Source organism: Lacticaseibacillus zeae subsp. silagei (assembly GCF_030770335.1).
Taxonomy (GTDB): Bacteria; Bacillota; Bacilli; order Lactobacillales; family Lactobacillaceae; genus Lacticaseibacillus; species Lacticaseibacillus zeae.
In genome coordinates this window covers 840021-853397 of the sequence record NZ_CP132484.1, presented here as the reverse complement: position 1 = coordinate 853397, position 13377 = coordinate 840021, and the positions used below count along the sequence as shown (strand labels likewise).

Here is a 13377-nt window from a genome sequence, read left to right as displayed (position 1 = left end):
TCATAAGTTGACTGTGGTTGCCTGCATCGATGCACCACATATTGTCACTACCTATTTGTGTTGTTGCACATCCTGCACGGCTTGTTGAATCAGCTCTTGTTGCACGGCTTTTTGTGCCTGCTTCATTAGCGTGGTTTGATCGGCCGCCAACTTAGGATCGGCTTTGATCAGTTCTGCTGCTTTGGCTTTCACCTTTTTCGCCAAGGCGGCTTTTTGCTGCGCAGTTGGGTGCTGCAATGCTTTTAACTTGCTGCTAAGTTGTTTAGCCTGCGTCGTGGTCAGAACGAACCAGCTTTTGGGAATGGCGAGCTGGTTATGCTGAGAGACGAACTGGCCGGCGCCTTCATGGTTGAATAGCGCACCATAAAAGGCATTTTGGTATTCCCACCGCGTCGTCTTACTAGTCAAGGAAGCCGTCGTATCAGAAGTTTTAACAACCTTGTTACGCACGGCCAGGTCAGCTTTGGTATGCACGGCCTTTTTCTTAGGATCCGTTTTGTAAATATAAACGGCATGTTTACCGGCAGTCCCCACGGTTTGCTTCAAAAGCATCGGCATTTGCGCATTAGGTGATGCGGTATAAATGGTCTGCTCGTCGGTTGTTGTCCGCTTAACCATCCCAAAATGGGCATTATCATTCAGCGTGATGAGCAACAAACTGCCCACGACGCCAATACCAAACACGATGATCAATGCGGTGCGTTTAAGCGAACGGTGCATCATGATGAAACTAAGATAAAGGCCAATGACCATCAACCCTAAAAACCAAAGAATCATGCCTTCACCTTCTTTTCATCTTTAATCGTCACTTCTTGCGACATGGCATGACTATTCAGGAAGAATGTCAGAATCCAGCCGACAAGACTAAACCCGACTGCCAGTAAAAAGGCTGCGTGGTATCCATTGAGGGTGGCATTGAAAAAGTCTTGCTTATACTGCAACGGATTGCTTTTTACCAAGCTGGCTGCCGGTTTGGCGAGATTGGTGACGTTTGACAAGACTGAGATCAAAACGGCCGTCGTCATCGAAGTCGCAACCTGCCGGACCGTGTTGTTCACCGCCGTGCCATGGCGAATCATGTCAGGCGTCAACGCATTCATCCCATTGGTCGTCAATGGCATCATGACCATTGAAATTCCAAACATCCGCACGGCATAAATCACCGTAATGAAGATTGACGGGGTGTTGGTCGTCAAGAAGAAATATGGCAATGTCGCAATCGTAAGCAAAAATAGTCCTAATTGCGCCAACCGTTTTGCCCCGATTCGATCGAATACCTGGCCAGTGACCGGACTCATCACCGCAATTAAAAGTGCCCCCGGCAACAGTGTTAAGCCAGATTCCAGCGCGCTTTTACCGTGAATAATCTGTAAATAAAGTGGCAAAATCATTTCAACGCCAACCATCGCCATGTTGGCAATCGTACCCAAAACGGTTGACAGCGCAAAGATTTTACTCTTAAACACCCGCAATTCGACAAACGGTTCTTTTAAATGCAACTGCCGATAGCCAAAAATCACGATGAAAATAAGTCCCACGGCAATTGAACCAAGCACCATCGGATCACCCCAGCCATCGTTTCCGACTTCGGAGAATCCGTACAGCAAGGCACCAAAACCAATGGAGGATTCGATCAGTGACGGCACGTCCAATTTGGGATTCGACAGTGGCAAAACATTCTTGAAAAAGAACAACGCTGCGATGAGGACCAAACCGGCAATCGGAAGAATCATCCCGAACAAGACCCGCCAGCCGAAATTATCAATGACATATCCGGAAAGGGTCGGCCCGATCGCCGGCGCAACGCCGATGGCAATGCCGGCCATCCCCATGGCGGCCCCGCGACGATTTGGTGGAAAAATCGACATCATAATATTTTGCAATAATGGCATCGTGATCCCGACACCCAGAGCCTGAATCAAGCGACCCGCCAATAAGACCGCAAAACTATTGGCAATAAAGGCGACCAGTGTGCCAACAAAGAACGTTCCCATGGCACTCATATATAACCATTTGGAAGGCACCTTCGCGCTCAAGTAGGCCGAAACCGGGATCATAATCCCATTGACCAACATAAAGCCAGTCGACAACCACTGTACCGTTGCGGTCGAAATGTCGAAGGCTTTCATCAACGTCGGAAACGCAGTGGAAAGGATCGTCTGGTTCAGTACTGTAATAAACGTCCCGACAATGAGCGTGATGACCATCATAGGGACGTTGACCTGCTTCCCGTTGATATCTTTAACGTCCATAACTTCGCCTGATTTCTTTATAATATTTCGTGCTTTTCATATCACATAATGTAATATTGACAAGATAAAATATTACAATTAAACTGATTAGTTGTCAAGGCAAAGGAGGCAGACCAGGCCATGGGACTTTTCAATGAACGATTACGCTCACTCGATATTTCGCTAGGTATCGGCGAAACCAGCCGAGTTACCGGGGCCACCCCGACCCAAATCCGCTATTGGGAAAAAAAGCATCTGATCCAGTCACATCGCCACGAAGCAAATGGCAACAAGCGTTATTCGCTGTCTAATATCGCGTTGATCGTCATGATCAAGTCCATGCTGGATGAAGGCTACACCTTAGCCAAGGCCAGTGAAGAAATCGAAAAGTCACACCAAAAAGCCGATATGCTTCACGTCCTAATGAGCACCCGTTTGCAAGGCATTCAGTATGACGATCATCAAACTTTTTTAAATTTTGGCCCACTGGAAAATGACCCTAGTTTTGATGTCATTGCCGTGGTTCAGGAAAACACCGCCAAGCTGTATAAAAAAGCCATCCAGCCACCTATGCCACCGCATCAAGGTTCGCTTCCCGAAAATAAAGATGATACAGGTAGGTCAACTTTATAAGTCCGCGGTGGCAGAACTGGTATCAGCAACCATTTTCAGACAAAAACGATCCTCGAGAGCAATACAAAATTTGCTTGTTCTCGAGGATCGTTTTTTTTACTTTGTCATATAGCGCATTGGCTGGCTTTTACCATCTCGCAAGCTCAGATTCTTTTACCAAGGATTCAAGCTTCCTCGTCAGTTTCCTGAGTCGTTTCTTTTGACAGAACCTTTTTTGCTTCAAAGTGGTTCGCTATCAATGCCAGCGCAACGATCACAATGGAGAAGAAATAGATATTGTGGAGTCCTTCATAGAGAATCTGGCGAAGTGTCGGTAAAACGGTGGCAGGTAAATTCTGCGCCGTATGCGGATTGATGAGTTCATTAAGCATATTGCTATTTAATCGGCCATCAGCCGCAACGCCTTGTGTCAGTCGTAAGTTGAGAACAATGCCATAAATCGACACCATCAATGTCTGCCCCAACGTCCGTGATAATGTGTTAAAGCTCGTTGCAACTCCTACCTGATCAGGCGCAACAATGGCCTGAGCCGTCACAGTCGTAATCGTAATCACCAAGCCAAAACCAAATCCAAGACTGCCAGCTACCAGCAAGAAGACAAAATAAGGCGTTGATTGCGGGACAAGCGCCAAAATGAGACTACCGCCAAGTAACCAAATCATGGCACCGGTCAGGATCGGCTTAGGCTGGAAGCGGCCAAGCAGCTTGCCGGCAACAAAGGAACCGACAACCCACATTAACGAGCTTGGGGTCACGGCAAAACCACCGAGGGAAGCATCCATTCCCAGAATGCCTTGAATCCACATCGGCATATACACTTCAAAACCAATCACGAATCCTGAAATCAGCGCCGCAATCAAATTGTGAACGACAAACGTGCGGTTCTCAAACAACTTAAGGTCGATAATCGGATCAACCGCATGTTTTTCCGCTTGCCAGAATCGCCAAAAGCCAAAAGCCGCCACAATGGCCATGCCGGCAATTTGCCAAAGTGCGTTAGGTTCGGCAAGCGCCTGAAAACCGTACATCAGCGCCAGCAAGGCAATCAGTAACCAAGCCGTTCCGCGAACATCCAGCGGCTGCCGCACCTGACGCCGATCTTCTTGCAAAAAGAACCAAACAATGCCGAACGTCAGCAAGCCCAGTGGCACATTGATGAAGAAAATCCAGTGCCAACTCAACTGGTCAACAATAAACCCGCCAAGCAACGGGGCAATCACCGAGGCAATTCCCCACATTGACCCGTTAAAGCCCAGCATTTTGGCCCGTTTTTCAAATGGATAAATGTCCGCAATGATCGTGAAAGTCACCGGCATAATGGCCCCGGCACCAATACCCTGGATCGCCCGGAAGATGATCAACATGATCATTGACTGCGATAAGCCAGATAATAACGAGCCGATGACAAAAATCGTCAGGCCAATTAAGAAGACTGGTTTACGGCCGATTTTGTCACTTAATTTACCATAAATCGGCGTCGCCATGGCGTTGGTCAACAGGAAAATCGAAAAGACCCAGTTCATGAGATGTACACCATGCAGGCTGCCGATAATCGTTGGCATCGCGGTCGAAACGATCGTACCTTCAATGGCGGTCATAAAAGTGCCGATAAAAATAGCCGTGGTGACAAGTGCAACATTTGTTTTTCTTTGCTTCATAACTACCTCTCTAAAGTGGTGATGTGATGTTGATGGTCGAGCAGCAGCGGTGACGTGTGGGGAGCCGTTTGCTAGCGTGGAAGTCTGTAGTTTAAAGAATCAACCCCTTACTTTTGCTCTCTATAACGCGTTCGCCAGCCCAGAAACCTGCATGTAAGGACCTTGGTCGCAATGGTCAAAGACCGACCATCACGCCCAAGGCCACTTACACTCCGGTTTCTAACCGGGCTGGCTCACGCTCACACCATAACGCGTTCGCCGGCGCAGAAGCTTGCGTGTAAGGACCTTGGTCGCGATGGCCTAAACCCGTGCCATCACGCCCAAGGCCACTTACACTCCAGCTTCTAAGCGCGCCGGCTCACGCTCACACAAAAAGACGACCCAACCGGTTTTCTCCGGCTGTGGCCGCCTCTTTTCTCGCTAATCTCGGTACTTGAGAAGTGCTTGCACCTTGTCGAGGTGTTCCCAAGGAAGATCAACATCTGTACGTCCAAAATGACCGTAAGCCGCCGTTTGTTCGTAAATCGGCCGCTTGAGGTCTAACATTTTAATAATTCCGGCGGGCCGTAAGTCAAAGTTCTCACGGATCGCCTGTTCAATCAGTTGTTCGGAAATGGCGTTGGTGCCAAAGGTGTTGACGGATACCGACACCGGCTTGGCAACACCGATCGCGTAAGCCAGTTGGACTTCAACGCGCTTGGCTAAACCAGCTGCTACAATGTTCTTAGCAATATAGCGAGCGGCATAACTGGCGGAACGATCAACCTTAGTCGCATCTTTACCGGAAAAGGCGCCGCCGCCATGCCGGGCAAAACCGCCATAGGTATCGACGATAATCTTGCGTCCAGTCAAGCCGGAATCAGCCTGGGGACCGCCTAAGACAAACCGGCCAGTCGGATTGACATAGATTTTCGTGTCATCGTCCATCATGTCAGCCGGAATGATTTTGCGAATAATTTTGGCCTCCACATCACGCCGGATTTCTTCAAGGGTGACGTCAGGGTCATGTTGAACGGACACGACGACCGAGTCAACGCGAATCGGTTGTTCGTTGTCATCATATTCGACCGTGACCTGGGCTTTGGCATCCGGGCGCAAATAACTGATTTCGCCATTATGCCGCAATTTATCGGTCCGCCGCATTAACGCATGGGCTAATGAAATTGGTAAAGGCATGTAAGTATCGGTTTCATCAATCGCAAACCCAAACATCATCCCTTGATCACCGGCACCGATCTTGTCTAACGGATCGGTATCAGATTCACGGGCTTCAAGGCTTTCATCCACACCCTGAGCAATGTCCGGGCTTTGCTCGTCCAATGCCACTAAAACACCGACACTGTCAGGATCAAAACCGGATTCTTTCGTATACCCGATTTTCTTGATTGTGCCGCGGACAACGGATTGAATGTCGACATAGGCATTCGTCGAAATCTCGCCAACAACCAAAACTAAACCAGTCGTCACGGTTGTTTCACACGCAACTCGGGAATCGGGATCTTTTTCTAGCATCGCATCCAGGATGGCATCGCTAATCTGGTCAGCAATTTTATCCGGATGTCCTTCTGAAACAGATTCAGAAGTAAATAAATGGCGTTCTTGCATCGTTTGTTTCCCCCTCATGATTTTCGGTTACAAGGCATGTTCGTTAACGGATAACGAACCCCATCGGGAATGTTTTGCAACTATAGTAGCATAACATAATATTTGTAAAATTTCCGAAAATCTTTGTCTATGTCACGAGGGTTCTGTAAAATGAAATTGTTACAGAAAGGACATTCATATTGAAAAAGTTCAATCAAAATGCCTATGCAGCAGCTTTTATTGGCCAGGTACTTGCTTACCCATTCTTAATTGCCACCGGATTGCAAATCAGTTGGAACTTTCAACTGATCGCACTTTTGCTGATGACCCTCTGTCTCGCCGGCACGGGGTTTGTGAAACGCTACGACCTGATGCTGCTGTTAGCTGCCATCATGGGGCTTCTCGGTGCCATCAACCAATGGCTGTTGCTACCGCTAATTGCGGTGCAACTCGTGATCACGTTACTTTTACGAACGCAGAAAATGCCCTCCCAATGGATGAATACCGTGATCTTCGGGCAAGCACTTTTAGCGCAGGTCATCATCATATATGCCTGCCTACACTTCTTCAATCGGACGATGTTATTGGATTTAGCGCTTCTTTATTTACCTGCGCTCATTGGATTGTGGGCCAACCACCTGCCAAAATGGGCTGACTTAATCCTGCTACTGGTCGTCGGGGCTATCGGTTATTTCCAACAGCGCATGAACCTAATTGCGATTGCTGGTATGTTGGTTGTAGCGCTCGCCATCAGCAGTCGTCGATCCTTTAAGTTACCGGCTTACAGCTATCAATTCAGTCCTCTTATAATGGCGTTACTTCTTTACTTAACCCGGTTGCATGGCTAGTAGCATTTCAGTTGTTCGTCTCTAAATACGTCAATTCAGACCCGCGACGATGGTTGTTGCGGGCTTTTTGTGTCGAAAATCAGCCTAAATTACGCTTTCCCAGTTAGAATGCTGGGCATCAGTTTGTTTTTCTATGGTACGCTCCCAGTCGCAGAAAAAGCGTCAGCTCCTATTTCGGGGGCTGACGCTTCACTTAATTGAATGCTGCAGGCATTTTTAGATTGACAATTGGCATTTTATCAGCAAATCAATGTTGGCATTAGCCCATAGCTTTTGATTAGTTCAGGCCGTATGCCAGCGTCCATGTCAGACTTGCTTCATAGATACCGTTTTGAACAACTGCGGTCTTAGGTAGCACAAGCTTGATATTTTTCTTGTCCCAAGCAAAGACGTTCGCGCCTTCACCTTGTTCAGGTGCGGCATAGGCAACTTGATGACTTGTATCGTTCGTGCCTAAATTCAACGTTGTGGTCTTGGCGATGTCAGCCACCGGTGTCAACGGGCCTACAGGGGTGAAGCCATCATCCTGCACTTCGTTGGTCAAGGCATAGACGCTGCCGGTTTGACCATAAGCCGTGTTGGTGAAGGTCAAAGTTGCATCATCAATGGTTTTACCGGTGTCCCCGCCGTTATCGTTTTTCAGTGTCAACGGAGAATCAGCTTTGACATTAAGCGTCCAGGAACCGGCCTTGCTATCAGTTTTGCCACTTGCATCGAGCTTATTCTCTGCATCGGTCCGCGTGGTTTGCTTGTCAACAACGGTGGTCCAAACTTTCCCCTTAACGGCAGACAGAGCCTTATCATCGGTGTTTAAAATCGCGGTAAGGTTCGTGTCGCCGCTCTTGTAATTAGGATACCGGTTGTTCGTTGCATTTCCGGCGTTGATTCCGTCGGCAGTGAAAACCGGATATTCAGAAACAAATGATTCGTGATTCCCGAAGTCAAGAATCTTTGGCACCATCTGCAGCCGCAGATAACCCGTGTTCCCAGATGGTGCCGTTTGGCCAAAGGAAATCCCCGCGGTCGTTTTGCCTTCCTGTGGTAGCGCCTGGCCACCGTTGACATTAGCATTGCCATCAACCGTTGCTGCCTGAACCGCACTCGGTGTTGCAAGCGCCAATCCCGAAAGAAGCAGCGCCCCAGTAGCAAGTGTACTGGTCATTTTTGTCACTTTAAACATGAAAACCCTCCTTAGTTATCTTCAATCCCACCATCGTTGCGAACGCCCTAGTGAATGCGTGATGATGAGATAAAATCATCCAAAACCTGTGTCCCCCAGCTAAATCAGTTAAAAGAGATTAACTGTTTTCCACGTATTGAAATCGTTGTAAGTCTTAATCGTTAAACTCAGACAAATCACAAAAGCAATCAATAAGACGATCGTCAAACCGATTAAGAACCATTTGACGCGACGATACGAAAAACGCGTGATCAATGCCTGCACCTGCATCACCTCCTTTGTTGCCTGTTGAAATTAGATTTCAGCCGATTTTTTGGCTTTACGGTGTTGACGCCAGCGGAAAAGGACAAAACCGATGATACCCAACACCACAATGCTGATCGCAACCTTCAGCAAATTCCATTTTTGTTGCGCCAGGCGAAATGCGGTGTGCGAACTGGCGATTAGTTTGCCATCACCGGTAATGCGCACATACTGAGTGATGGTCTTTAAATGCCGTCCCTGTTTAATTTCCGCAAGCAGTCGATATTGACCGGATACAGGTTTTTGCCCTTGAATATCGTGCGTCATCACAAACTGAGTCTGAGGCGCGATCCGTGACAACGGCTGCTGCATTTTAAGCGAGAAAAAGCGGCTGGAGGCATTGGTCAGTTGCACGGATGCCGTTGCGTCTTTTAAAAAATGGCGCTCTGGATTCAGAAACCGGTAACGCAACTGAAATCCGGATGATCTTTTGACCAAACTCGTCTGCTTTAGGCGCAGCGCCTCCAGACTTTGAAAATTACGTCCTTGATGCAAAACCAGCCCGATGGTGTAGGCAATACGCTGACGAACGTTGGCCGTGTCAGTAGGTGTCAGTGCGATTAGATGAATAGCCGACAGGTAAGTGCCTTTTGGCCGGGCCTTACTCGCTTTTAGGACAACCGGTACATCCTTTGTCTCGCCCGGTGCAAGCGTAATCTGCGCTGGCGTTTTGACTAGGTCACTGCCGGCAATGGTTAAATACTGCCGATTCACTTGTTTGGGTTTGACATACTGCACAACCCCGTTAGTTCCGGTTTGGGCATCGAGAATCGATACCCCGACAGTTAAAGCTTTTGCACTGGCGTTATAGGCTTGTACGGTAATCGTTCGATCTTCGGTTTGCGGCAATTGAAGCTCATAATATCCTGCCGCTTTTTTAACCTGATTATCGTCGGGAATAACAGGCGCCACCATAAGCGTCTGTTGAGGGTTATTGACAGCAGCAACAGCTGTTTTTATCTGATAACCGCTAAATAACAAACACGCAAGTAACATCGCAATGAAGACCAATTGCTGGCAGCGTAATCGCCTTTTCATGACTTTGGCCTCAGTTTAAGCACCCATAACAGCGCCCCTGAACTCGCTAGCAACAGCACGCCGCTGCCGATGGTGGCATAGAGCCAATGATTAACCGGCTTTTTTATTGCCCGTTCGTTAACGGTTTTGGCCTGCGAAGTCGTCACCTTCATGGTTTTCTTAAATGTCCAATTCACCGGAAAACGATTGTAGGTACTCAAGCCCTTTATCGTGGCTTTAATGTGATACGTTCCGGGCTTCATCTCGTCATAACTCCAAGAGACAGGGAAAACCATTTTTGAATTTGGCGCAATCATGACGTTGCTGGCCTGGTAAGTGCGAACCTCGCCTTGATCGGCACCAATACTAACGTCGACTTTTGCCTGTGAGATCGCCATGGTTTCAACGTTACGCAGGGTCACTCCTAACGCCGGATGCTTTTGAAACAAGATCGGTTTGGTTTCGTCGTATTTGACATCCGGGAAAACTTCATAGTTCTGTCCCCGCAAGACGACACCGACTGAATAAGCATAGTTCGAGCCGATCGCCGTGCTGCCTGATTTGCCTTTATCCACCCTTTCAATGAAATGCCAATCGCCATAAATCATCCCATCATAATTGTTCTTAGGCATAGTAATCGTGGCAGTGATAACCTTCATCTGCTTAGGCGCCAGTTTAATCGTGGCACTGCCGCGATCTAACGCTGCTACTGTTGTGAATGGATGTTTCAGACTCGGATCCAAGTCATTTGTCTTCGGTGTAAATTCGATTCCACCACCATCTTGCGTATAGGCATTGCGCAAGTCGCTGGCCACCGTAATATTTTTATCTGAAAAATTTTGAACCCGCATTTGAATGGTATGGGTGGAATCTTTTGGATAGACCAAGTCAAAATAATTTAACTGGGTATTGGTTTGGGCATCCGGCAAAACCGGTTGCACTTCAAAATCAGTTTTTTCACTTTCGTTTTCTGCTAACACGCGTTGTGGTACGGTTCCAAAAAACACAAGCCCCAAAACAAGCAGCATGCCGTACCACGACTTTTTCCATTTCAAACCTCATTCCCCCTCGCTTGCCGCCTTAACTAAATACGGCAGGTTGGCCAACTTGACCCTCACGGCAACATCGACAGATTCCAGGTCAACGTTGTCTTGTAGTGTGCCTGGTAACGCTTGGTGCTTGCTGGTACGTGCAGGCCGACACTTGTTGGGGCACTGTCGGCATCCCCGAAGTTCAATCGCCACGTGCTTGCCCCACTATTGTCATATAGGGTACCGGTTGCTTCGGCTTGTTCCGCATCGTCCTTGAGATAGTGGCCCCGCTTATCAATTGCGGCCAAGACCGTGGATTTTGTAGCTGTTGGATCCAATGCAAAATCATCAGGTGCTTTATAAATCAAGTTGTCTTGTTGCGCCCAAGCCGGTCCGGAAACCATCGTGTGTTGCAGCCGCGGATTCAGAAAATGCAATGTGGCATTATCCAATGTATGCGACACGTGCAAATCAGGATTTTGGCTGTCAGGTTTTACCTCCGAAGTGAATTGTCCATTTTGCTGAACACTGAGTTGCCATTGGGAAACCCCGTAATAATCTTCAATCGTGACCCCAAACGGCAATTTCTGTTTGGTTTTCGCCTGATTCTCGCCAATGTAATAGGTACGATCAACACTGTTGGTGTCAAAATCACCAAAGTCCAACGACGGGTCAACTGTCAATTTCAGCATCGGTTTCTCATACCGATAAGTGATCACGGTTTCCTCCTTATTGAAAACCGGATCGACAACTTCGGCCTGATCAAACGTTGCCTGGGTAAGGTCGGCGTTGCTGGCCTGATCAATGACGGTCCAATCCTTGATCGCTTTAGGACGAATTGCGCTAGCGTCAACGTCTGAAACTTTCTGCCCGATTTTGCCCGTGACTGTCACTTCAGGTGCGATCACTTCTGGCTTAGCCATATCGCTAGCCCGATTCACATAGCGGAAAGTAACTTTACCGGTTGTGGCCGGTAAATGAATCGTGGTCTGATTTGAGGTGATCTGATCACTCCCGGAACCGCCAACCGACGCTTGATTCAAAATCGTTTCAGCAGTATCTTGGCGGGCAATTTTGGCAGTAAACCGAACCTTAAAACTGTCGCCGTCTTTAATGGTGTACGGGAACGGAATCGTATGATTGGTTTTAAAATTTTCTTCGGCGGCAGTATATGGCTTAAACGCCCCACCTGTATCAGCGTTGGCTATCTGTAAGGAACCATTTTGGTAAGTGTGGTTTGCGTCAAGTTGGTCTTTAATACTGCCGGTGGTGCCGCCAAGCAAATTGGTGTAAGTCAGCTCATAAGTGACCAGATCACCGTCTTTGGCGTCGGTTGATGTTTTAAAATCCGTTTCCCCAGCCGTATCGTTACGAACCGCCTTTTTCAAGACATAACTCAATGGGGGTCGGCGGGCTTCATATTGATAGGTCACGGTATACGGCACAATGGCTGAAAACGTTCCGGCATCCTTTTGATCTGGCGTATTCGCCGTATATTTACCTGTGTACTGATACCAGTCATCGCCTTTATGAATCCATTCCGGCCGCCGCTTAGCCGCATCCCACTGATTTCCCGGATCACCGGGAATCGTGAGTGGGTCCTGGATGGCATTACCTGCTGTGTCCACAAAATTAACGGTCACCGGCTGGGCATTTTGTGGCATTTTCAGCAACGCCACTGCTTGGAAAGTCGGGTGCGTACCACTGGAACCGGTATAACCAAAGAGCACCTTGTCTGATTTGAAGTAATCCAATACATTGTTAATTCTAAAAATGCCGCCTTCTTTGGGATTACCATCCATGTAATACTGAAGATCACCACCTAGAATTCGTACACCGTCCTTATACGTGACAGATGGTGTCCACTTAACCGTAAACGGACGAAATTTACCATTTGAAAGTTTCGTTGCATCCGTTAAGGGAACGTATTGAAGATGTCCAACGTCTCTAGAAGTTTTGGTGGTCAATGGGGTCTCACCCGGTCGAACTACTCCTAAATGGCCGGTCATTTTGGTATTCGGATAATCATAATCATACATATCATCAAATTGTGCCCTATCGCCGCTCCAGTAACTATCCATCTCAATAGACAGTGCATTTTGAATATAGTGGCTGATCAACTCCTGCTTCGGCGGCCCGCTTCTGGACCATGGATACGCGCCTAAGCCCCCGCCTGGCGCACCATAAGCGGCAATACCTTCAGGATCATTTTGCAAAGTAAACGTCATCCCGTCTGCATCATAACCAGGCCGCGAACCAAAGTAATGAGCCGTCTCGTAGGTAAAGGCGCTGTTAAGATCAATCCGCTGTTTACTCCACATACCACCAATTTGCCAATTTTGATAATTCGCTGACCCAGTCACAATCAATGCTTGCGGATAAGTTGTACTAAAAGACGAACGGTTCTGGTTATATTCCGGCTTTGCCATGCTCTTGAAAAAGTAATCCGGTGCCTTTAATGCAGAATCTGGAATACCCGAATCAGGTGGAATATCATCATCCGCCGCTACGGCCTTTTGAATCGGAAACAATAACATAAAAAACATCGCAACGAAAATCCCAGCAATCGTCAGTACACGTTTCACCCACATCACCCCCAACTTTTCAGCAATTCTTAAAAGCGTTTTCTTTTATCGAATCTTACCGTACGATAACTATAACAAGGCTGTTAAACATGGACAACATAATATTATGTATATTTCATGACTTATAAGTTAATATAATACCCGTTTTTCTATTTTGATTTCCTAAATAAACTATTAAGGCCATAAACTTTTATGAGAACATCGTGTTTTTAATTTTTATGTAAACATTACAAGCTCAAAATTGCTTTTTTATTGTTTTTGATTCGTTATGTTCATTTCTTGAGTTTTAGCCAAATAGTAACAGTCA

General features: G+C 47.4%; 11 protein-coding genes and 1 riboswitch. Of the genes, 2 read left to right on the top strand and 9 right to left on the bottom strand.

Translation table 11 applies throughout. The features are described from left to right. Positions 1–51: 51 nt before the first annotated feature. Both LACZS1_RS04100 and LACZS1_RS04095 read right to left on the bottom strand, forming a co-directional pair. Positions 52–777 carry a DUF4811 domain-containing protein gene (locus LACZS1_RS04100; protein WP_070650267.1) on the bottom strand — a complete coding sequence of 242 codons (726 nt, stop codon included), beginning with the start codon at positions 775–777 and terminating at the stop codon, positions 52–54. After that, positions 774–2252: an MDR family MFS transporter gene (locus tag LACZS1_RS04095; protein ID WP_010489547.1), complete on the bottom strand. Its 1479-nt coding sequence runs from the start codon at positions 2250–2252 to the stop codon at positions 774–776. Before LACZS1_RS04095 ends, LACZS1_RS04100 begins: the two co-directional genes overlap by 4 nt. A 120-nt stretch (positions 2253–2372) precedes the next feature. On the opposite strand from LACZS1_RS04095, the gene LACZS1_RS04090 reads away from it, so the two are divergent. Then, a complete protein-coding gene (locus tag LACZS1_RS04090) occupies positions 2373–2864 on the top strand; it encodes a MerR family transcriptional regulator (protein WP_070650268.1) in 492 nt (163 codons plus the stop codon). Between the two features lie 164 nt (positions 2865–3028). Here the strand turns inward: LACZS1_RS04090 and LACZS1_RS04085 are convergent, their stop codons facing one another. Both LACZS1_RS04085 and metK read right to left on the bottom strand, forming a co-directional pair. After that, positions 3029–4522, bottom strand: a complete 1494-nt coding sequence (locus LACZS1_RS04085; RefSeq protein WP_070650269.1) for an MDR family MFS transporter — start codon at positions 4520–4522, stop codon at positions 3029–3031. Positions 4523–4942: 420 nt separating this feature from the next. Continuing rightward, complete coding sequence (gene metK / locus LACZS1_RS04080; protein WP_010489553.1) at positions 4943–6127, bottom strand: methionine adenosyltransferase; 1185 nt, start codon at positions 6125–6127, stop codon at positions 4943–4945. Beyond that, positions 6125–6212: riboswitch (SMK box riboswitch) on the bottom strand. Its footprint overlaps the gene before it by 3 nt. A gap of 94 nt (positions 6213–6306) precedes the next feature. Between metK and LACZS1_RS04075 the strand changes: the two genes are divergently transcribed. Then, positions 6307–6954 (top strand): hypothetical protein, encoded by a 648-nt coding sequence (locus tag LACZS1_RS04075; protein ID WP_070650270.1) that lies wholly within the window; start codon positions 6307–6309, stop codon positions 6952–6954. Between the two features lie 277 nt (positions 6955–7231). On the opposite strand, the gene LACZS1_RS04070 is transcribed toward LACZS1_RS04075, so the two are convergent. From LACZS1_RS04070 to LACZS1_RS04050, 5 genes are all read right to left on the bottom strand, one after another. Beyond that, positions 7232–8134, bottom strand: a complete 903-nt coding sequence (locus tag LACZS1_RS04070) for a WxL domain-containing protein (RefSeq protein ID WP_010489557.1) — start codon at positions 8132–8134, stop codon at positions 7232–7234. A gap of 108 nt (positions 8135–8242) precedes the next feature. Continuing rightward, the gene (locus LACZS1_RS04065; protein WP_093997912.1) at positions 8243–8398 is read right to left on the bottom strand and encodes a hypothetical protein; all 156 of its coding nucleotides are present in this window, start codon (positions 8396–8398) and stop codon (positions 8243–8245) included. 30 nt (positions 8399–8428) lie between these two features. Continuing rightward, complete coding sequence (locus tag LACZS1_RS04060) at positions 8429–9475, bottom strand: DUF916 domain-containing protein (protein WP_070650271.1); 1047 nt, start codon at positions 9473–9475, stop codon at positions 8429–8431. Beyond that, entirely contained in the window at positions 9472–10482 is a 1011-nt protein-coding gene (locus LACZS1_RS04055; RefSeq protein WP_274804305.1) for a WxLIP family cell surface protein, read from the bottom strand. Before LACZS1_RS04055 ends, LACZS1_RS04060 begins: the two co-directional genes overlap by 4 nt. Before the next feature lie 86 nt (positions 10483–10568). Then, the gene (locus tag LACZS1_RS04050) at positions 10569–13031 is read right to left on the bottom strand and encodes a lectin-like domain-containing protein (protein WP_306402823.1); all 2463 of its coding nucleotides are present in this window, start codon (positions 13029–13031) and stop codon (positions 10569–10571) included. Between the last annotated feature and the right edge of the window lie 346 nt (positions 13032–13377).